The sequence below is a fragment of the Algoriphagus pacificus genome, assembly GCF_017254845.1.
GTDB lineage: Bacteria > Bacteroidota > Bacteroidia > Cytophagales > Cyclobacteriaceae > Algoriphagus > Algoriphagus pacificus.
In genome coordinates this window covers 1,271,348-1,290,891 of sequence record NZ_JAFKCU010000002.1, presented here as the reverse complement: position 1 = coordinate 1,290,891, position 19,544 = coordinate 1,271,348, and the positions used below count along the sequence as shown (strand labels likewise).

At 39.3% G+C, this 19,544-nt stretch carries 19 protein-coding genes; 11 read left to right on the top strand and 8 right to left on the bottom strand.

Features of this window, described 5'->3' with window-relative positions:
- The first annotated feature begins 87 nt into the window (after positions 1-87).
- On the top strand, positions 88-1,353 hold the full coding sequence (locus J0A69_RS12310; protein WP_206586853.1) for a sulfite oxidase: 1,266 nt from the start codon (positions 88-90) through the stop codon (positions 1,351-1,353).
- A gap of 5 nt (positions 1,354-1,358) precedes the next feature.
- Positions 1,359-1,871, top strand: coding sequence for a hypothetical protein (locus J0A69_RS12305; RefSeq protein ID WP_206586852.1), 513 nt, complete (start codon positions 1,359-1,361; stop codon positions 1,869-1,871).
- Between the two features lie 18 nt (positions 1,872-1,889).
- Here the strand turns inward: J0A69_RS12305 and J0A69_RS12300 are convergent, their stop codons facing one another.
- Genes J0A69_RS12300 through J0A69_RS12290 form a run of 3 tightly spaced genes read right to left on the bottom strand, consistent with a single transcriptional unit; the run spans position 1,890 to position 5,295 of the window.
- Positions 1,890-3,044 carry an N-acetylglucosamine-6-phosphate deacetylase gene (locus J0A69_RS12300; RefSeq protein ID WP_236032821.1) on the bottom strand — a complete coding sequence of 385 codons (1,155 nt, stop codon included), beginning with the start codon at positions 3,042-3,044 and terminating at the stop codon, positions 1,890-1,892.
- A gap of 3 nt (positions 3,045-3,047) precedes the next feature.
- The gene (locus tag J0A69_RS12295) at positions 3,048-4,520 is read right to left on the bottom strand and encodes a sodium:solute symporter family protein (protein ID WP_206586851.1); all 1,473 of its coding nucleotides are present in this window, start codon (positions 4,518-4,520) and stop codon (positions 3,048-3,050) included.
- 4 nt (positions 4,521-4,524) lie between these two features.
- Positions 4,525-5,295, bottom strand: coding sequence for a 6-phosphogluconolactonase (locus tag J0A69_RS12290; RefSeq protein WP_206586850.1), 771 nt, complete (start codon positions 5,293-5,295; stop codon positions 4,525-4,527).
- 329 nt (positions 5,296-5,624) lie between these two features.
- Here J0A69_RS12290 and J0A69_RS12285 point away from each other — a divergent pair, with 329 nt between their 5' ends.
- The 3 genes from J0A69_RS12285 to J0A69_RS12275 are packed head-to-tail and all read left to right on the top strand — an operon-like array spanning position 5,625 to position 8,972.
- Positions 5,625-7,016: an ATP-binding protein gene (locus J0A69_RS12285; RefSeq protein ID WP_206586849.1), complete on the top strand. Its 1,392-nt coding sequence runs from the start codon at positions 5,625-5,627 to the stop codon at positions 7,014-7,016.
- A gap of 3 nt (positions 7,017-7,019) precedes the next feature.
- Positions 7,020-8,681 carry an FAD-dependent oxidoreductase gene (locus tag J0A69_RS12280; protein ID WP_206586848.1) on the top strand — a complete coding sequence of 554 codons (1,662 nt, stop codon included), beginning with the start codon at positions 7,020-7,022 and terminating at the stop codon, positions 8,679-8,681.
- 21 nt (positions 8,682-8,702) lie between these two features.
- Positions 8,703-8,972: a UBP-type zinc finger domain-containing protein gene (locus tag J0A69_RS12275; RefSeq protein WP_206586847.1), complete on the top strand. Its 270-nt coding sequence runs from the start codon at positions 8,703-8,705 to the stop codon at positions 8,970-8,972.
- 27 nt (positions 8,973-8,999) lie between these two features.
- On the opposite strand, the gene J0A69_RS12270 is transcribed toward J0A69_RS12275, so the two are convergent.
- From J0A69_RS12270 to J0A69_RS12260, 3 genes are all read right to left on the bottom strand, one after another.
- Positions 9,000-9,536 carry a VanZ family protein gene (locus tag J0A69_RS12270; RefSeq protein WP_206586846.1) on the bottom strand — a complete coding sequence of 179 codons (537 nt, stop codon included), beginning with the start codon at positions 9,534-9,536 and terminating at the stop codon, positions 9,000-9,002.
- 26 nt (positions 9,537-9,562) lie between these two features.
- The gene (locus tag J0A69_RS12265; RefSeq protein WP_206586845.1) at positions 9,563-10,747 is read right to left on the bottom strand and encodes an MFS transporter; all 1,185 of its coding nucleotides are present in this window, start codon (positions 10,745-10,747) and stop codon (positions 9,563-9,565) included.
- A gap of 194 nt (positions 10,748-10,941) precedes the next feature.
- A complete protein-coding gene (locus J0A69_RS12260) occupies positions 10,942-11,391 on the bottom strand; it encodes a GNAT family N-acetyltransferase (RefSeq protein WP_206586844.1) in 450 nt (149 codons plus the stop codon).
- 350 nt (positions 11,392-11,741) lie between these two features.
- Here J0A69_RS12260 and J0A69_RS12255 point away from each other — a divergent pair, with 350 nt between their 5' ends.
- From J0A69_RS12255 to J0A69_RS12235, 5 genes are all read left to right on the top strand, one after another.
- The gene (locus J0A69_RS12255; protein ID WP_206586843.1) at positions 11,742-11,897 is read left to right on the top strand and encodes a hypothetical protein; all 156 of its coding nucleotides are present in this window, start codon (positions 11,742-11,744) and stop codon (positions 11,895-11,897) included.
- Between the two features lie 106 nt (positions 11,898-12,003).
- Positions 12,004-12,885 (top strand): M23 family metallopeptidase, encoded by an 882-nt coding sequence (locus J0A69_RS12250; protein ID WP_206586842.1) that lies wholly within the window; start codon positions 12,004-12,006, stop codon positions 12,883-12,885.
- A gap of 322 nt (positions 12,886-13,207) precedes the next feature.
- Positions 13,208-13,666: a (2Fe-2S)-binding protein gene (locus tag J0A69_RS12245; RefSeq protein ID WP_236032819.1), complete on the top strand. Its 459-nt coding sequence runs from the start codon at positions 13,208-13,210 to the stop codon at positions 13,664-13,666.
- Between the two features lie 11 nt (positions 13,667-13,677).
- Positions 13,678-15,948 (top strand): xanthine dehydrogenase family protein molybdopterin-binding subunit, encoded by a 2,271-nt coding sequence (locus J0A69_RS12240; RefSeq protein ID WP_206586841.1) that lies wholly within the window; start codon positions 13,678-13,680, stop codon positions 15,946-15,948.
- Between the two features lie 170 nt (positions 15,949-16,118).
- Complete coding sequence (locus tag J0A69_RS12235; RefSeq protein ID WP_206586840.1) at positions 16,119-16,874, top strand: sulfite exporter TauE/SafE family protein; 756 nt, start codon at positions 16,119-16,121, stop codon at positions 16,872-16,874.
- 13 nt (positions 16,875-16,887) lie between these two features.
- Here J0A69_RS12235 and J0A69_RS12230 read toward each other — a convergent pair whose 3' ends face one another.
- Positions 16,888-17,712 (bottom strand): hypothetical protein, encoded by an 825-nt coding sequence (locus J0A69_RS12230; protein ID WP_206586839.1) that lies wholly within the window; start codon positions 17,710-17,712, stop codon positions 16,888-16,890.
- Between the two features lie 308 nt (positions 17,713-18,020).
- Here J0A69_RS12230 and J0A69_RS12225 point away from each other — a divergent pair, with 308 nt between their 5' ends.
- Positions 18,021-18,653: an NAD(P)H-dependent oxidoreductase gene (locus J0A69_RS12225; RefSeq protein ID WP_206586838.1), complete on the top strand. Its 633-nt coding sequence runs from the start codon at positions 18,021-18,023 to the stop codon at positions 18,651-18,653.
- 46 nt (positions 18,654-18,699) lie between these two features.
- Here the strand turns inward: J0A69_RS12225 and J0A69_RS12220 are convergent, their stop codons facing one another.
- Positions 18,700-19,410 (bottom strand): 6-phosphogluconolactonase, encoded by a 711-nt coding sequence (locus J0A69_RS12220; RefSeq protein ID WP_206586837.1) that lies wholly within the window; start codon positions 19,408-19,410, stop codon positions 18,700-18,702.
- Positions 19,411-19,544: the final 134 nt, after the last annotated feature.

Genomic DNA, 19,544 nt, shown 5'->3' with positions numbered 1-19,544 from the left:
AAGAGAAAAAAATATTATTGACTATTTTCAATTTCTTTAGGAAAGGATAACCTTTTGAAAACAGAAAATAGGCCAAACAATACCCAGATGTCTAAATCCAATCAGAATCTATACAAGGGAAGTGATAAACCCCAAAAGCAGCGTAGAGAGTTTCTTCAAAAAAGCAGCATAGCCATGTTGTCCGCATTTCTTGGTACAGATATCATTCATGCGGCAACTATGCCGGAAGGTTATATTCCCCTTGCTTTGGTAGCTGATTTTGATCCCATGGAAGGTAAAAGCAAGGACATGATCGTGCGAAATGAAAAACCCTGGAATGTGGAAGCTGTCCCTCACCTTCTCAATGATCCCGTCACTCCTTTTCCTAATATTTTTATCCGAAACAATGGGATCATTCCTGAAGATCTCGATAGCAAGACCTGGACACTTACGATAGGTGGTGAATCGGCAAGGCAAGAAAAAACTTATTCCCTTGAAGACCTAAAGAAGAATTTCAAGCAATATTCCTATCAGCTGGTTTTGGAATGTGGAGGAAATGGACGTGCAGGTTTTTATCCACCAGCCTCTGGCAATCAATGGGAAGAGGGAGCCGTCTATTGCTCTGAATGGACTGGAGTTCGCCTAAAAGACCTATTAGCGGATGTTGGGATTAATTCGGATGCAGTTTATGTCGGGTATTATGGCAAGGACAAGCACCTGAATGGAGATCCAAACAAGGTGGTTATCTCTCGAGGTGTGCCAATTTCAAAAGCCATGCAGGATGAAACATTAGTTGCTTGGGCTTTAAATGGAAAAGATATTCCTATCCAACATGGCTACCCGCTTCGATTGGTTTGTGGAGGTTGGCCGGCGTCTGCCTCAGGAAAATGGTTGCATAAACTGGTGGTGAGGAACAAAGTTCATGATGGGGAGAAAATGATGGGCGATGCCTACCGAGTTCCCAAATATCCAGTAGCGCCAGGAGAAAAGGTCCCTGATGAGGATATGAAAATCATCGAATCCATGCCTATCAAATCAATTATTACCTATCCTAAAACCGGGGCGATGTTTGACAAAAACAAAGTACTGAAAGTTCAAGGTCATGCATGGGCAGGAGAAAATGAGGTAAGTGAAATGGAGGTTTCCATAGATTTTGGAGCAACTTGGAAAAAATGCGCTTTAAAAAAACCGGCCAACAGACTTGCTTGGCAGCAATGGTCCATCGACTTAAATTTCCCCGAACCAGGTTACTATGAAGTCTGGGCTAAGGCTACCGATGTTCAAGGAGTATCCCAACCTATGGTAATGCCAGGCTGGAATCCGAAGGGCTATTTAAATAATGCCTGTCATCGAATCGCCGTGAAAGTAAGCTGAGAACTATGAAAAAATCATCTGAAGGCAAATCCTCTAATTCAAGCAATAAAAAATCATTGACCTTAATTTCAGGCTTAGGAAAATCTATTTTGGGATTAATAGCTGCTTTGGTAATACTTCTCGGCTTAGTAACTCTGCTGATATTCCAACCAGAAATTACTTCAAGTTTTAATTCTGATTCTACAACAGAAATACCAGATGGTCCTCTTGACTTAGAAAACTCTGAAATTGTAGATGGCAAAGATGTAGAAACCGGATTGCTAGTGGATGAGGGATTGGAACTTGTGAAAGCACACTGTACAGCATGCCATTCAAGTGCATTAATTCTTCAGAACCGATTCAACCGGGAAACCTGGAAATCAAAAATTGAATGGATGCAAGAGACCCAAGGACTTTGGGATTTGGGAGCAAACGAACCCATTATCCTTGATTACTTGGCTGCTAATTATGCCCCAGAAGAATTCCGAGGCAGGAGAAAACCCTTGGAAAACATTGAATGGTATACTTTGGAAGAATAAAAGCTTTAAACCAACAGGTTACACTGAATAAACAATTTCTCCAGATTTGATGGTTTGCAGCAATTTGATCTTTGATCCTTTCTTTTCAAAAACTAAAAAATCTGCCTTTTCTCCTTTTGTAAAAGTGCTTTGAGCAGCTCCTGACAAATACTCAAAAGGTTTTACTGAAGCCATATCAATTGCTTCATCTGGTCTTGCAAGATCGTTTTGAATTAGATAATTGATGCCATGAAGCAAGGTGGAAGCTGAACCAGCTAACAAAGCTGGATTATGTCTCATAGAAAGTCTTCCTGATGAGGAAAGTTGAATCTCTCCTCCTATGGGGCTTGAATAATTTCCTGGAGTAAGACCCGCAAATTTGGTTGAATCACTGATTAGAAAGGTTTTGTTGGGCTTTACTTTCATGAAAACTTTTAAAACTGAATTTGGAAGATGAAATCCATCCCCAATAAGACTGGTCCAAAGTTCTTCTGCTGCCAATTGATCCCAAATGTAATTCGGATGTCGAGCTAGCATCAAATGGGCTGCATTTCCTAAATGAGTGGATAAACTTGCACCAGCTTTCACAGCTGCTTCAATCTGTAAACTGTTGGCTGCAGTATGGCCAATAGCCACTTTCACACCAGATTCCGCACATCGTTCAATAAAATCAACCGCTTTATCCCATTCAGGCGATAAGGTGATCAATTTGATTCTTCCTTCAGCTAATTCTTGCCAACTTTTAAATAAATCCCAATTTGGTTCCTGCACAAATTCCAGAGGATGGGCTCCCCTAGGACCTTCTTCCTTTGAAATAAACGGCCCTTCCAGATGAATCCCTAAAATCGACTGATCAACTAAAGCATTTATTGAGCAGGCATTGACAATCGTTTTGATAGCTTTGCTGATTTTTTGATCACTTCCAGTGATTAATGTGGGCATGTAAGATGTAACTCCAACTTGCCACAAGTGAGTAGTAAGAGTTATGACATCTTCTTCAGAAAACTTATCTTCATTAAAATCAATACCCTGAAAACCATTTACTTGTAGGTCTACTAAACCCGGAGAAAGAAAGATATTATTATCATTTGAATCTGATTCAATAACTTTAGAGATTCTCTCTCCTTCCAAAATTAATTGAATTGGCTTTTGGGTTTTATAGTGAATAACTTCCAAACTTGTTTTCATAGCCATGCTTTATCCGGATTTGCTCAAGTTGCTTAATAACATTTCAACCTCATCACTTGGAGCTTTTTTATTCAGCAATCCTGAAACAGTAAAAATCAAAAATGAAACTAGGGTTGGAGAACCAATTGAAATAGCTAAAGAAGAAACTGGGAAAAGCTTCAGTAGTATAAAAGTGAGCAAACCACATAGAATTGATAAGACTGCAATTCTCCCATTACTCCCTTTAAACGCAGGTAAAAGACCCAAAATCATTGGTATAGCAATAGGACCTAAAAGTGCTGCAAACCAAGATATTATCAATCCAATAACTCCTCCAAAATAAGCAGAATTCAGAGCGGTAATAATTGTCAATAGGGTAAAGCACAGGGTGGTTAATCTGGCCAGTTTCAATCCATTAGACTTTGATATCTCCTTTAACTTAGGGAATAAAACCGGCAAGATATCTCTACTTATCACGGCAGAAACTGTGTTGGAATCGGAGGCCGTCATAGATAGCGTATTGGCAAAAAGAGAAGCCAAAATCAATCCTACCAATCCAGAAGGCAAAAATTCCAAAACCATTTTCCCATAAGAAATGGTCGGATCACTTAGATTCTCAAAGAATATAGGAGCGGCAAACATTGGGTAAAACAAAATCAATGGCCAGATAAGATAAAGCATTGACGATAGGATTGCTGCTTTCTTCGCTACTCCCCCAGAGGAGCTTGAAATAAATCGGGTAGCTAAATTCCAGGTTCCACCGCTATAACTGAAAAAATTGATAACCAGCATCACGATGGCAAAACCCAAGGTGTAAGGATCATGGAAAAATTGTGAATTTTCCTGCGGTAATCGTTCCCAAAGGGTAACAACTCCAGCCAAACCATCATCCAATTTGATCAAGATGACCACAAACATGGTCAAGCCAGCCAAAACCTGAATCACAAATTGGCCCAGATCATTCCAAACATCCGCCATCAAGCCGCCAATGGTGATATAAATCATGGAAACAAATCCCACCAAAAGAACTCCAAAAGTGATTGAAGCTCCGCTAAACACATTCAGCAAAAGCGCTATTGCAGCCAACTTCCCGCCCGTATCAAAGATTTTAATGAGCGTTCCCACCCAGGCGATAAGTTGCTGAGTAGGTAAATTATATCGAACCAATAAGTATTCAGTAGGTGATTGAATACCTGATAGTATCCTCAATCTGGCCCATCTTGGCGCAATGTAAAAAGCCGCAACCAAGACCGAAATCCCCACAGTAAATGCCCACCAAACATAAATCGTAAATCCATGGGTATAGGCGATCCCTGCATAAGCCACGAATACTGCACCACTGTAACCTGAGACATGATGGGAAATTCCGGAAAGCCACCAAGGAAGCTTTCCTCCCGCAGTGTAGAAATCCTCAGAATTCTTCACTTTGAAATAGGCCCATAATCCAATGGACAATAACATCACAAAATAAAGGGTCAGAATAATCCAGTCCAGAGTTTCCATCTCTTTATCGATCTGAGAGATTAGAATCCGCCAACTTACTTATAGCTGCCAAATCAAAATAAAATTCACAGTGGGGATGGGTGGTCAAAATTGAAGCGGGACAAGCTGTTTCTATAGGGCCGGTCAAAGTATTTTTTACTGCCTCGCTTTTCTTTTCTCCCAATACCACACAAAAAAGGTTCTTTCCTGACATCAGCGCAGGAATTGTCAATGTCAAAGCCTCCATTGGAACTTGATCTATGCTTTCAAAACAACCATCATTAACCTGCTGAATCCTACAAGCCTCATCCAAGCTGACCACTTTCACTGTTAGTGGATCCTGAAAGTCCGCCACAGGAGGATCGTTGAAAGCAATATGCCCGTTTTCTCCTATCCCAAGACAAACAATATCAATTGGCTCTGATTCCAACAAAGCAGTATATCTGTCTATTTCAGAGGATAAATCACCTTTTGGCTGAATGTAATGGATGGCTTTCAAGGGAACTTTTGAAAATAGCTTCTCCTCAAGGTACTTGGAAAATAATTGAGCGGCATTTTCTTCTAAACCAATGTATTCATCCATATGAAAGGCAATTACTTTCTCCCATCTAATGGAAATAGAATTGGCCAGGTATTCCAGCATGCCGGTTTGAGAAGGTGCTGCCGCAAAAATCATCCGAATCTCCTCCTGCCTTTCCTGAAGTTGAATAATACATTTTTCAACATCTCTACCTGCAGCTTCCCAAGCTAGTTTTTTGGTTTCATATACATGGATATGGGGAGGAAAATCGATCATTCAGATGAGTTAATTGGATTATAAAACTCTTTATTCTTGGAATTGAAATCTTCTTCCAAGCCTACAGCATCATTAAATATAAGATATCCCAGCAAGATGAAAACTATTGTTCCAATGTCTTTTCAGATTCAAGGAATATCAAGGCCTATATTGAATTAGAAAAGCTGAAATAGGAATTACTATATAGAATCTCCAGGCGACAGTTTTCTATTTAAAGTAAAAAAAGTGAAGTATTTGGGGACTAAAATGACCTAAATTGAAATGATTTCAGTTTATTAAAACTCGAGGAAATAGAACTTAAACCTGCTATTCTTCTTAAATTAAATCCAATGGATACATTAGCGGCATTACAGCAAATTGATGAACTGAAGGACGTTCCTGAGGAGCAATTAAACTGGTTGATCAACAACAGCGAGTTTCATGAAATCAAGCAAGGGGAAACCATGTTTTCACCTGGAGATCCTATTAATCGCCTCTTCATCATTTTAGAAGGTGATTTCACCCTTCGATTAAAAAGAAACAATCAATTTGTAAATGTAGGTCGTCTTCAAAAATATACGATAACGGGAATGCTCCCCTATTCCAGAGCGCAATCTGCCCGTGCTTATGCCGAAGCGCTTAGCGACTCCTCTGTGATCAGTTTGGATGAAGCACTTTTTAAAGAAATGATCCGGGATCATCATGAATTGACAACGGTATTTGTCCATGCCATGAGTACCCGAATCCGCCAATTCACTAAACAAGAACAGCAAGATGATAAAATGATGGCTCTTGGAAAACTATCTGCGGGTTTGGCGCATGAGCTAAATAATCCATCAGCAGCTGTAGTGAGGAGTTCGAAGGAGTTGTCCAAACTCTTGAAAATCAGTCCTGATAAATTCAAGAATGTCATCAAAATCAAGATCTCTGATGAAGAAATAGATAGGATCACGACCACCCTTTTCCAAAAGATAGATGGGAATATCAAAGAGATGAATCTGATTGAAAAGTCAAGTCTGGAAGATGAATTGATGGACTGGTTAGATGATCATGGAATTGAAGACGCGGATGAACTATCTGCCAATTTTGTGGATTTTGGGATTACGGAGGATGATTTAGAATCCTTTTCCGAAGCCATTCCAGATTCTCAGCAAAACGCGATTTTCAGTTGGCTGAACCAAGTTTTCAAAACAGAAAAGCTTGTTTCCGAGATCGAAGATGCCTCTCAGAGAATCAACGATTTGGTTTCCTCCATTAAGAGTTATACCCATATGGATCAGGCTCCTGAGAAAACCCCAACGGATATTCATGTTGGCCTGAATAACACATTGACCATGCTCAATCATAAGCTGAAAGATGTGAAAGTTGTAAAAAACTATGCAGAAGATTTACCAAAAGCATCCATTCTGGCGAGCCCACTCAATCAGGTTTGGACCAATTTGGTTGACAATGCAATTGATGCCATGGAAGATCAATCACAAAAACAGTTAACTATTTCCACCAAAAAAGAAGGAGAATTTTTGAATATTAAAATCGAAGATTCGGGAACAGGAATCCCGAAGGAAATCCAGGATAAAATCTTTGATCCTTTCTTTACCACCAAAGGTATCGGAAAAGGAACCGGGCTGGGACTTGAATTTGTTCAGCAAATCATAAAAGTACAGCACAAGGGAGCGGTCTATCTAGAATCCGAACCCGGCAAAACAATTTTTACCATTTGCTTACCAATTACTGAGGCATAATTCATGAAAAAACCCATCATATTTCTGTTGGATGATGATCCAGCAGTTCTGAAGTCAGTTCAAAGGGATGTAAGGGAGGAGTTTAGGCAAGATTATCGAATTATCGCGACCCAATCTGCTTTGGAAGCTTTAGAAGCTTTGCCTGAATTCAAAAAGAAAGGGGAAACAGTTGCCCTTTTCCTCTCAGATCAACGCATGCCTGAAATGCTTGGCGTTACTTTTCTAGAAAAAGCCAAAGCATTTTATCCAGAGGCCAAAAGGATTTTACTCACTGCCTATTCTGATATCGAAGCTGCCATTAAAGCCATCAATGATGTACAATTGGATTACTATCTTCTGAAACCTTGGAATCCTCCAGAGGAAAAGCTTTTCCCCATCCTTCATGATCAGTTGGAGGACTGGAAAGGAAGCTATATTCCGGAAGCAACAGGATTGAGGATAGTTGGACATCAATGGTCTCCCAAATCCCATCAAATCAAAGATTTTCTGTCCGGCAACTTGGTTCCTTATAATTGGATGAATATCGAGACCAGCGAAAAGGGAAAAGAATTGCTTGAGTTGCATGGCATTGATATGAAGGATCTTCCTGCAGTTTTCTTTGATGATGGAAGTTATCTAACCAATCCAAGTACCTCTGAGGTAGGCGAAAAATCTGGGATGTCCATCAAAGCCAAACAAGCCATGTATGATGTGGCGGTAATCGGGGCAGGTCCAGCTGGATTGGCAGCAAGTGTGTATGGAGGCTCTGAAGGATTGAATACTTTATTGATTGAAAAAAGAGCCCCTGGAGGTCAGGCTGGGACCAGTTCCAGAATTGAAAATTACTTAGGTTTCCCGAATGGTCTAAGCGGCGCTGAGCTTTCCAGAAGGGCTATTACTCAAGCTACTCGCTTTGGGATTGAATTCCTCTCTCCTCAAGAGGTGGTGAATATTGAAGTAAAAGATAATTATAAGATTATCAGCCTGAAAAATGGAGAAGTCATCAATTCCAAAACCATCATTATCGCTACTGGTGTGGATTACAGAAAGCATCCTGCAAAAGGAATTGACGATTTTACTGGTGCCGGAATTTATTATGGAGCAGCAACAACAGAGGCTACAGCCTGTGAAAATGAAGATATCTATATTGTTGGAGGTGGGAATTCTGCAGGTCAGGCGGCTATGTACCTTTCCAAATTTGCAAGAAAAGTATTTATCGTCATCAGAAAACCTGATCTGAGCAGCAGCATGTCTCAGTATCTGATTGATCAAATAGCTTCTACTGAAAACATTGAAGTGTTAGGCCAAGCCGAAATCACTGAAGTAAAAGGAAATGGTAGGCTTTCCGAGATTATTCTCGTTAACTCAAAAATCAACAAAGAAGAGACAAGAGCCGCTGCAGCCCTGTTTATTTTCATTGGTGCCAAGCCTGTTACAGACTGGCTGAAAATAGATATGATCAAGGATAAAAGTGGCTTTGTAGAGACAGGTCCTTCCCTAGCCAACTATCCTAATTTCAAAAAAAGCTGGAAACTAAAACGGGATCCTTTGCTTTTGGAAACCTGTATCCCTGGGATTTTTGCAGCAGGAGACGTTCGTGCCGGGGCTATGAACAGAGTTGCCTCAGCAGTGGGTGAAGGTTCTATGGCAATCAAATTTGTACATGAATATTTAGCCTCATTTTAACCGAATAAACACCTTAGAATTATGCGATTTGGAAGCTGTGAACATCTGGATAATTATGAGAATAAGGATCCAAAAGCCTATGAATGTGAGGAATGTGTAAAAACAGGAGATCGATGGGTGCATCTGCGTACCTGTCAGGAATGCGGAGTAACCCTTTGTTGCGATTCCTCACCAAACCAACATGCCAGTGCCCATGCCAGAAAGATGAACCATCCGGTAATCAAATCGGCCGAACTAGGAGAAGATTGGGCTTATTGTTTTATTCATGAAGCCTTATTGACCAAGGGTTAAAAAGCAATAACTGCTGAGACTATCGGTTTATTGATACCGAATTGGAAGCATATTTAGCTTGAGTAGGATCAGTAAAAGCAGCATCAATACAGTTCCTAAAATCCCCAGCCAGTTGACAACTTTTTGGGCCTTGAGATGTGTACCAAAAAGTAGAATAAGAAATTTTAAAATCAGTAATCCGAGGATTCCTCCTGCTGTATTATTGATGATGTCTGTGATGTCAAAGGCTCCAATTTTAAGAATGTATTGAAAGAGCTCGATGAAGAAACTCACCAGAAAAAACAAGGCTGTTTTTGTGAAAAAATGAAGCTTTGAAAATAGTATCCCAGTATATAAGCCGAGCGGGACAAAGATCAGGATATTTAGAATGATCTGGGGAGGGTCTACATTTTCGGCACTGGTATAAAACTCGCGGAAAGGAGAAAGATTGATGTTTCTTTCACTCATGTAAGAAAACTGAACTCCGAATTTAAAAAGTAAAATCCAGATCAAAATCAGTAAATAGCTAATCAATAGAATTTTTGTGATCAGATCTGCCTGAATGCTTTTTTGAGTTTTATGCATGAATCTTAGACTTGTTTTCCTTTCAATTATTTTCCTTCAATAGATTTTTTTCGCTTTGAAACGCGAACATTCATATCATAAGTAAGGAAGACTTTCAGCAAAAGAATCAATCCGAGGAAGCCAATGAAGGACTCAAATCCAATCTGTCCAGCCAACTTTCCAAAAATCAGAGGCATAATCGTAATTCCCACATAGGCACTTGCCATTTGCATTCCCATGATGGATTCTGAATCCTTTTCACCAAAGTTTCTCGGAGTCTCATGTAATAAACTTGGGAAAATAGGTGCGCAGCCCAATCCAACCAATAAGATCCCTGGGATTATTGTAAATTCTGTTGGCAAGAAAAGTAAAACCAAACCCAGTAAAATCAGACCCTGCCCTGCTTTGACTAGATTTTGATTACTCAATTTCAAGGAAATAAATCCAGATAAAAATCGACCAATAGTTATCCCACCATAATACAAGGAAACCAATTGGGCGGCGTCTTCAACTTTAAATTCTCGGACAAAAACCAAATAGCTGGCTGCCCAAAGTCCAAAAGTTGCTTCGATGGTACAATAACAAAAGAACAGCAATAAGGCAGATTTAAGCCCTGGAATAGCCAAAATCCTTTTAAAGGATTTGCTGCTGGAAGTCTCATTCGCTTCATTGGCATTCTCCTCTTTCTTGATCCATAGCGGGAATGATAAAACTAAAATCAAAACCAATCCAAATTGGATCAAAGCCACCGTATGATATCCGCTTTCCCAGGATTTCCCCTGAGCCAGATATCCAGCCATTAGCATTGGGCCAATCGCAGCCCCCACTCCCCAAAAGCAATGCAGCCAATTCATATGCTTTGCCTGATAATGCAGGGCCACATAATTATTCAAGGCAACATCCACACATCCTGCTCCCAAACCGAGAGGAACAGCCAGAAGGCAGAGGAAAATAAATTGATCAGAATAGGCAAAACCAAACAAAGAAATAGCGGTCAGGAAGACACTGAATGCGGTGATTTTAGCAACACCAAAGCGATTGATAAATCTTGCACTGAATAGGCTGGAAATAACTGTTCCACCAGCTACGATCATGGAGATGATTCCTGCAAAATGAATGGGAGTCCCCAAGCTTTTATACATGGACGGCCAACCAGCACCCAACAAAGAATCCGGCAAACCAAGGCTGATAAATGCCAAATAAATGACAATTAGTAAGAGTCTTTTTTTCATCTTGACAGCACTAAAAAAGCATGCAATTTAATGAGGGTACTATTACTTAGCTGCTGCCAGTGAAATTGCTACAAGTATTCTCAAAACAAGTTTTGACAAGCGAAGAAACCAAAGTAAGTACCGTCAAGATAATACTTTCCCGGATTTTTTTATTGCTTCTTAAAAAGTGAAAATAAAGACAGTACAAAGTCTAATTACAGCTGAGCTACCATTTCAATATGCTCAATGTCATCCTCTAAGTAAACCTCTCCAACTTCTTGAAAATCAAATGATTTATAAAATTTCAATAAATAGGTTTGTGCACTAATTCTGACTACACAATTTCCATACGTCTGTTTGATAAAATTCAAGGATTCCTGCATCACTTTCCTTCCTGCTCCCGTTCCGCGGAACTTCATATCACTGACGACTCTCCCAATTGAAACTTCTTCATAAGAAATTCCTGCGGGTAAAATTCGAGTATAAGCAGCCAGTTCATCTCCTTTTTTCACCTGCACGTGAAAAGCTTTTTGATCCTTATTGTCCGCATCTTGAAAAACACAATTTTGCTCCACAACAAAGACCTCATTTCTGAGTCGAATGATCGCATAAAGTTCCTCGTTGCTCAGTTCTGAAAAAGATTTGATGCTTGTTGTGAATTGCATTGGGTAATCGAAATTTGGTTTGGAATGATACTAAAAGCTTGGCAAAGTTATTTTTCTTCCTGATAAATCCATTTGGATGAACAAGAAAACCGAATGGGCTCTTTTATTCGATTGTCTTAAAGGATCTATAGACCATTGAAAAAAGATGAATTAATTCGGAGACTTTCAATTGACAGGACAATTTCCTTCCCAAACTGAGGAATGTATTTCTCAAGGAAAATTCCCGGTTTTTAACTCGAAAACGTAAAACAGGTTAACTAACCTTTCAAAAGGCTATTTGACCTTATAAAAAGTTAAAAAAAGCTGGCATTTGGATTGGTTTCATGCTGAAAGCATTAACACTCAACCAAATGAAGTCACTACTCTTTCTGATTGGAATTCTTCTATGCCTGGGTTGTGGAGTTGGATTTGTGATAGGAAGCATGACGGAAATTTTCCAGATCGTATTCGTCCTAGCAAGTATTTCAGTACTATTTAAGCTTTTTGATAATCCTCAGAAGATTTGAAGGATTATTCATTTCAATTATGAATGAATCATTTTTATATAAGGGGATAAACTAAAGAATCATTATTTTGGAGGCAGATTTTATGAATCCCGATCCAAAAATTAGAATGAAATATTTTATCCTAGCTGTCATTTTACTTTCAAGCATTCAATTATCTGCCCAGGTTGAAATAGTGGCTGAACAAGATCAAGAAAGAAACCTGACTCTGATTGCTTTCAACAAAGAAAAAATCCCCTACACTATTCAAATAGAATTTCTGAAACTGGAAAATCTAGAGTCTCTGAAAGGCAATATTATTTTAGCTACTGCAGATCCCGGAAAAACTGATTTAGTCAAGCTTCAATCCATTTATAGCAACGAAAAAACAGGATTTCAATACAACACGAAATTATTTAAGGGGAATTTTCAGGAGACGATTCCCTCCAACTTGCCCTATTTGATCCCTGGAGAAGCAGATCAAACGGTCAAAATAAGTCCTTTATCAGTTCAATATTCTGATCCTTCCAAAAAGGATTCTTACACAGGAGTTGGCTTCTATTTTGAAGAGGAGACTTCAATAGTTTCTCCAAGAAAAGGGATTGTTTCTGAAATGAAAATGGATTTAGAGGCAAATACATCCGGACCCTCAAATTTTGATTCTGAGAACTATATTGAGATTTATCATGAAGATGGTACTTTCAGTAGATTGAGTGGTTTAAAGAAAAATTCAGAAACTGTCTCTGTGGGTGAGCTAGTCTATCCCGGCCAAGTGATTGCCACTTCTGAACTAGATGCCAACCAATCTAAACAACATGTGAAGATGGTTCAGAGTAGATGGGAATTTGGGGAAAAGGGAATGACATGGGTGAATTTTCCTGTAAACATCTTTACGGAAGACGGTTCAATTATCAGTTCTGAAGAACTAGAAAACACCGTTATTTCACACCCAATGGATTTGATAACCCAAGAAATGGATAAAAAAGAGTTGAAGAAGTTCCAGAAAAATTAAATTATCAACCCTTAACTGGAATGGGCTAGCTAAAATTTAAGCCCAATCAAATCAAAATCCAGTTAACCATTTTTTCAAAAGAAATCCCTGCTCTCATTTTCTTTCAAAATTTATTGATCTCCTTACGACCTAGGCTAATGCTCCATGAGTTGCAGTTGGAAAAAGTTTTTTTATCAACCATTCAGCCTTGGATTCCTATTTGAACCGAGCAAACAAACAGCGCTGAAAACGCTTATTTAATTGATATCTAGTAGTTTTCGTTTGATTTTCGTTAAGATAAAAATTGAAAAAAGGCTACCTTTAATTCTAAACCAAAAGCAATATGGCCATATTTAACCTCTCGATTAACGGACAAAACAAACAAGTTGACGTAGATCCGAATACTCCCATGCTTTGGGTTCTCCGGGATCATTTGGATTTAGTAGGAACGAAATTCGGTTGTGGGATTGCGCAATGTGGTGCTTGTACTATTCATTTGGACGGCACGGCAACCCGCTCATGCCAACTACCTGTTTCCGCTGCTGAAGGCGCTGAAATCACAACTATCGAAGGTATTTCTGAAAAAGGCGATCACCCTGTTCAAAAAGCTTGGCTGGAACATGATGTTCCCCAATGCGGCTATTGCCAAGCTGGACAGATCATGTCTGCAGTGGCCTTGCTAAAAGATAATCCAAGTCCAAGTGATGAGGATATTGATAATGCGATGAATGGTAATATCTGTCGCTGCGGCACATACACCCGTATCAAAGCAGCCATCAAAACAGCTTCTCAAAACGTCTAAACCAGCAGATCATGACCATATTAAAGAAAAAATTAGATAGAAGATCCTTTCTGAAAGTCTCTACACTTGCGGGTGGTGGAATGATGTTGAGTTTTAGTTGGCTAGCAGGTTGTAAACCGACGCCAGAGGAAGTCTTGACCATGCCTAAGGAATGGTTTGAGCTAAACAGTTATATCAAAATTGGTGAAAATGGTGCTGTGACACTTTTCAATCCGAATCCGGAATTCGGTTCCAATGTCAAAACTTCCCTTCCCATGATTCTGGCAGAAGAGCTAGATGTGGATTGGAAAAATGTGTTCGTCGAACAGGCTGATTTTTATCCTGAGCGATTTGACCGTCAATTCACTGGAGGAAGCCAAGGAGTTAGATCTGCTTGGACTCCATTGCGAACTGCTGGGGCAACTGCCAGACAACTGATCGTGAATTCTGCAGCCCAAACCTGGAATGTTCCAGCAACTGAAATCACAACAAAGGCTGGATATGTAGAACACATAGCCTCAGGAAAAAGAGCTGGATATGGGGAATTAGCTTCTTTAGCCGGAACCTTAGAAGCTCCAGATCCTGAGACCGTTAAACTCAAAGAAATTTCAGATTTCAAAATTATCGGTAATTCCAAAAAGAATGTAGACGGTACGAAGATCGTTACCGGAAAGCCTATGTTTGGAATAGACCATAAGGTGGAAGGAATGAAGTATGCAGCGATCGTTCATCCTCCGGCATTTGGTATGAAATTGAAATCATTTGATAAAAGCTCGGTGACATCCATGCCTGGAATTCTAGACGCATTTGAAGTGAAAATCTTCAAAGACGACTATGCCAGAAACTTTTTTGACACCACTACCTTCCCTGAGATCATTGCAATAGTTGGGAATTCAACTTGGGAAGTTTTGCAGGCTAAGAAAAACCTGAAAGCAGAATGGGAAAAAGCTCCTGAAACTACATTTCCAATGGCAGGAAGAGGAGGAAATAACATAGATATCAAAGTGCCAGCTGGATTGGAAAATAGCAGTTCCCATAAAAATCAAATGGCAGAGTACATCCAAAAACCGGGTAATATTTTAAGAAAAGACGGGGATCCTGAAGGAGCTTTCAAAAAGGCTTTCAAGGTAATGGAAAGAACCTATACGGCTCCTTTCTTGGCGCATAATACGATGGAACCGATGAACTGCTTTGCCGACGTAAAAGGAGATAAAGCAGTGATTTATGGTCCAACCCAGGCACCTGAACTGATTCGACAAACTATTGCCGCAAGATTGGGAATGCCTCAAGAAAATGTCCAAATCAATCTGGCCAGAATGGGTGGTGGTTTCGGAAGAAGAGCCTATAGTCACCATATGACGGAAGCAGCTTTGATTTCTCAGAAAATCCAAGCACCTGTAAAAATGGTCTATACCCGTGAAGATGATATGACTGCTGGAGTTTATAGACCAACTTACTCTGCAACTTACCGAGCTGCTTTAGATGAAAATAACAACCTGCTTGCACTTCATGTGAAAGCAGGAGGTATTCCAGAGTCTCCGATTCATGCGAATAGATTCCCCGCTGGAGCAATTGATAATTACCTTGCCGAAGGTTGGCAAATTGAATCCAATATTACCATTGGTGCTTTCCGTGCACCGCGATCCAATTTTATCGCCGGAGCAGAGCAAAGCTTCCTAGATGAATTGGCAGAAGAAATGGGTAAAGATCCGATTGAATTCAGATTGGAATTGCTGAAAAGAGCTGAAACCAATCCTGTAGGAGAAAACAATGATTATGATCCGAAACGTTATGCGGGAGTTTTGGAGTTGGTAAGAGATAAATCGAACTGGTCTAACGTGCCAAATGGAATTTCTAGAGGTGTTTCAGCTTATTTCTGCCATAATTCTTATGTGGCTGAAGTCGTAGATATCAGCATCAAAGACAAACAGCCTGTGGTAGAAAATGTATTTGCCGCAGTTGATTGTGGAATTGTAGTCAATCCTGATGCTGCTGCGAATATGGGTGAAGGAGCAATTGTAGATGGAATAGGAAATGCATTCTACGGAGAAATGGCCTTCGAAAATGGAGCTCCTACAAAAACAAATTTTGATACCTATCGAATGATACGCCATAGGGAAGCTCCAAAGAAAATCGAGGTCCATTTTGTGGAAAGTAATGAAGCACCAACTGGACTTGGTGAGCCTCTCTTCCCTCCTGTTTTTGCTGCTTTGGGCAATTCCTTATACAAAGCGACGGGAAAGCGCTTATATGAGCAACCTTTCCAGCCTAAGCTAATGGAAATGGAAAATCTAAGAATGTAAATAGATTTAAATTAACGCTGAGCTCAGGAGAATCAATTGATTTTCTTGAGCTTATTTTTTGCCTTTTTATAAAAACAAAAACCTATCAAAATCTGCCGTTCAAAGCAGTTTTCTTCTTTACTTAGGTAAACCAAACCAGTATTTCAATCTCTGAAATTGAAATCGATCTTATGAGTATAGACTACCTACCCTTCATCTTTTTTATCATCGCTTTATTTTACAGTTCCGTTGGCTTTGGTGGTGGATCTAGTTATTTGGCTATTCTCAGTCTATTTATCACTGATTTCTTTCAAATTAGATCGACTGCTTTAATTCTAAACATCTGCGTGGTTACAATCGGTACCTTGATTTTTGTAAGAAACAAAGTATTTGATTTCAAACTCTTCTGGCCATTTCTAATCAGCAGCATTCCTTTGGCCTATTTAGGCGCTCAACTGAAACTTTCACAGACTTCCTTCTTTTTAATTCTCGGCACAGCATTGATACTTTCTGGAGTTTTTATGCTGATTCGATATATCAAAGTAAAATTGAAATCCCAGGAATTCAGCGTTTCAAAAAAGCTGGCTTTGGGTGGAAGTGTTGGGCTTTTAGCTGGAGTTTCAGGTATTGGAGGTGGGATTTTCCTTTCACCCGTTCTTAATCTGTTGAATTGGAAAGATCCTAGAACAGTGGCTTCTCTAGCTTCCGTCTTTATCCTAGTTAATTCTATAGCTGGACTGATCGGTTTGACCGTGGCTGGCACTTTTGAGTTTGACACAGAACTCATTTGGAAACTAATTCTTGCTGTAGTGTTAGGAGGTTCCATTGGTTCCTACCTTTCCAGTAAGAAGTTTAACCTTCGATTTTTAGGAGGGTTGACTGCCCTATTAGTGATTTACGTAGGTTTAAGATTGGTTTTGTTGCATGGTTTTAACATCAAAATCTAAACTAAAATCCATCTTACTTTCTTTCAAATTGCTGGTTAAAGGAATAAATCAAACTGATATTCCAGATAAATTCCTTCCCAGCTATCTCTGTATCAATGGCTTTGTTGACAATTGAGCCAATAGAAATTGGAAATGTCCCGTATCTCAGATTGAAATTTGAAGTGACGTAATATCCATGATCCTCATCCATCCGAAGCAAATAGAGTTGTGGGTTCATGTTCAAATAAACCTTGCTAAATAGATTGATGTTATTGATCACTCCATTCAAGGCCAAAAAATCTGTATTTTTACTGATTCCCTGATCAAAACCAAAAGCATGTAAATAATAAATTCCTAGACTGGAATTCTTATTAATCAACCAAGTGGGTGCTAGTTCTCCTGTCAAAAAACGTTTTGCTACTACATCCTCTATTTCATGCCCATTCATCAAAGTCACCATCCTTCGAAAGGAAATGGCTGGGTGAACACCCACATTTAAACTGAAGTGATCGGTTTTAATTCCTTTATATCTCCACCAGAATACAAAGGACCAAGGTTTACCATCCAAGCCAAACCTTAATTGGGGTTCAAAAGCTACTTTTTCACCACCTATTGAAAAATTCAGTAAGGTTGCCGGCTTTCCCAAACTGAAGGAAGGAATCAGAGAAATACCATTTTGAGTGACCTGCAGAGAACCACTAAAATGACGAACCGAATTAGGCTCTTCGGCAGTTTGTCCTTTTACATGTAAACAGCAGATTAATAAACAGATGCTAATGAGCATCGGCTTCCAAGGGAAATATGAATCAGCCAGACAAGAATGATCCTGATCTGGATTGAGTTGGTGCTGGGGAATCATTACAATAGGTACAGGTGGTGGTTGGAATACTGAAATTCCTATTAGCAAAGTACAAAACATCCCTGCTAAAAATTTATTTAATCCATATGAATTCTTATGAAAATGAAATAATACCCATTTTTTGAGTTTAAAATTGACTCAATCACAAAAGAAAAGAGTGTAAGAAAGGTGAAATTTTAAAATAAAATACTTTCAGTATTTTCTACTGTCTATACATTTAATACACATACATTGAACTATTCCCTTTAAATATATCTTGTGGTATCTGAATGAAACAAGCAATCAAAAAACATTAAAATCTAAATACAATGGCACTATTAAATGATTTGGAGTGGAGATATGCCACCAAAAAATATGACCCAAACAAAAAGGTCAGTCAAGAGAATGTAGATAAAATTGTAGAAGCAGCAAGACTTGCTCCTACTTCCTCAGGCATGCAGCAGTTCAGAATATTTGTGATTTCAAATCAGGAATTGAAAAACAAAATGGTCGGTTTATCTAATGGCCAACAGATTGTTGCTGATGCATCCCATGTTTTGGTTTTTGCAGCTTGGGATAAGTATACGGAGGAAAGAATTGACTCTATTTTTAATTTGACTTCCAAAGAAAGAGGACTTCCAAGTGATCGTTTTGTGGATTACACTAATCGGTTGAAGGCAATTTATTTGAAGCAAAGTCCTGAACAGAATTTCACTCATACTGCAAAGCAAGCCTATATTGCTTTTGGTCTTTCCATCGCTCAAGCGGCAGAGTTGAAAATTGATGCTACTCCTATGGAAGGGTTTAATAGCGAGCAACTTGACGAACTTCTTGACCTTCGTTCAAAGGGGTTGAAATCTGTCTTAATGCTTCCAATTGGATACAGAGATGAGGAAGGTGATTGGCTTCTGCCAATGAAGAAAGTCAGAAATCCAATAGAGGAATTTGTGACAGAGATTTAAAGTAGATTAAAATAAAAAGGCTTACGATTTCCCGTAAGCCTTTTTTTTATAAGGAAGATTCATCAACTATCACTTGCACATTGGAGTGCAACCAAAGTAATGAGGCCGGGATTTCCGTGCTAATCTGCCGGTTCTTCAATTTTTCAAAAGCCGCCTTTTTCCCTTTTCCAGTGATAAATAGCAGGATCATTTTTGAACTGAGGATTCCTCCCAAACCCAAAGTCATCCCCTGCTTTAAAGGGATTCCAACTTTTTCTATCATCCCACTTCCCAAAGTCGTTTCTGTCAAATCAGCCACATGGCAATCAATTTTCATTTCTTTAGCCGGCTCATTTAAAGCTATATGTCCATTTTGACCTATTCCCAGAATACAAATATCAATAGGACCTGCTTTATCCAACTCTGCTTGAACTCTGGCGCATTCTTGTCCCGGATCCTTTGCCTGATCGTCAAATGAAATATAGCGACTTGAAGGAATCTCTATTTTCTGTAAGAGTTTCTTTTGCACATCAAACTCTGAGGAAAACTCAGACCCAGCAGGTAAACCTACCCATTCATCAAGTTTGATCATCCTTACTTTATTGAAGTATTCAGGATGCTTCCTATGCTTTTGATGCATTAAGCTGTAAAGCCCAGCTGGGGAACCTCCACTCGCTACACAGAATAGTAGATTTGGTTTTTTAGCGATTTCAAAATGGACCAGGTCAGCGCCTTTTTGACTCATGGCATCATAATCAGCGCAATAATGAAAATTCATAGGGTTAATTTTTGGGTGATACTAGTTAAAATTGAAAGAGAGGATGCTTTTCGGATTGTTTGCCGCCACTCTTAACCCACAATATATTGAAAATCATTTGAGATTCTCTACCCCTTCAAATGGTTTTAACCTTG

Excerpts from the sequence above, each read along its gene's own strand:
- J0A69_RS12260 (WP_206586844.1), bottom strand. The coding sequence starts at position 11,391 with ATGCAATTCACAACAAGCATCAAATCTTTTTCAGAACTGAGCAACGAG.
- J0A69_RS12285 (WP_206586849.1), top strand. The coding sequence starts at position 5,625 with ATGGATACATTAGCGGCATTACAGCAAATTGATGAACTGAAGGACGTT.
- J0A69_RS12275 (WP_206586847.1), top strand. The coding sequence starts at position 8,703 with ATGCGATTTGGAAGCTGTGAACATCTGGATAATTATGAGAATAAGGAT.
- J0A69_RS12270 (WP_206586846.1), bottom strand. The coding sequence starts at position 9,536 with ATGCATAAAACTCAAAAAAGCATTCAGGCAGATCTGATCACAAAAATT.
- J0A69_RS12265 (WP_206586845.1), bottom strand. The coding sequence starts at position 10,747 with ATGAAAAAAAGACTCTTACTAATTGTCATTTATTTGGCATTTATCAGC.
- J0A69_RS12255 (WP_206586843.1), top strand. The coding sequence starts at position 11,742 with ATGAAGTCACTACTCTTTCTGATTGGAATTCTTCTATGCCTGGGTTGT.
- J0A69_RS12245 (WP_236032819.1), top strand. The coding sequence starts at position 13,208 with ATGGCCATATTTAACCTCTCGATTAACGGACAAAACAAACAAGTTGAC.
- J0A69_RS12305 (WP_206586852.1), top strand. The coding sequence starts at position 1,359 with ATGAAAAAATCATCTGAAGGCAAATCCTCTAATTCAAGCAATAAAAAA.
- J0A69_RS12295 (WP_206586851.1), bottom strand. The coding sequence starts at position 4,520 with ATGGAAACTCTGGACTGGATTATTCTGACCCTTTATTTTGTGATGTTA.
- J0A69_RS12240 (WP_206586841.1), top strand. The coding sequence starts at position 13,678 with ATGACCATATTAAAGAAAAAATTAGATAGAAGATCCTTTCTGAAAGTC.
- J0A69_RS12290 (WP_206586850.1), bottom strand. The coding sequence starts at position 5,295 with ATGATCGATTTTCCTCCCCATATCCATGTATATGAAACCAAAAAACTA.
- J0A69_RS12280 (WP_206586848.1), top strand. The coding sequence starts at position 7,020 with ATGAAAAAACCCATCATATTTCTGTTGGATGATGATCCAGCAGTTCTG.
- J0A69_RS12310 (WP_206586853.1), top strand. The coding sequence starts at position 88 with ATGTCTAAATCCAATCAGAATCTATACAAGGGAAGTGATAAACCCCAA.
- J0A69_RS12230 (WP_206586839.1), bottom strand. The coding sequence starts at position 17,712 with ATGATTCCCCAGCACCAACTCAATCCAGATCAGGATCATTCTTGTCTG.
- J0A69_RS12250 (WP_206586842.1), top strand. The coding sequence starts at position 12,004 with ATGAAATATTTTATCCTAGCTGTCATTTTACTTTCAAGCATTCAATTA.
- J0A69_RS12235 (WP_206586840.1), top strand. The coding sequence starts at position 16,119 with ATGAGTATAGACTACCTACCCTTCATCTTTTTTATCATCGCTTTATTT.
- J0A69_RS12300 (WP_236032821.1), bottom strand. The coding sequence starts at position 3,044 with ATGGCTATGAAAACAAGTTTGGAAGTTATTCACTATAAAACCCAAAAG.
- J0A69_RS12225 (WP_206586838.1), top strand. The coding sequence starts at position 18,021 with ATGGCACTATTAAATGATTTGGAGTGGAGATATGCCACCAAAAAATAT.
- J0A69_RS12220 (WP_206586837.1), bottom strand. The coding sequence starts at position 19,410 with ATGAATTTTCATTATTGCGCTGATTATGATGCCATGAGTCAAAAAGGC.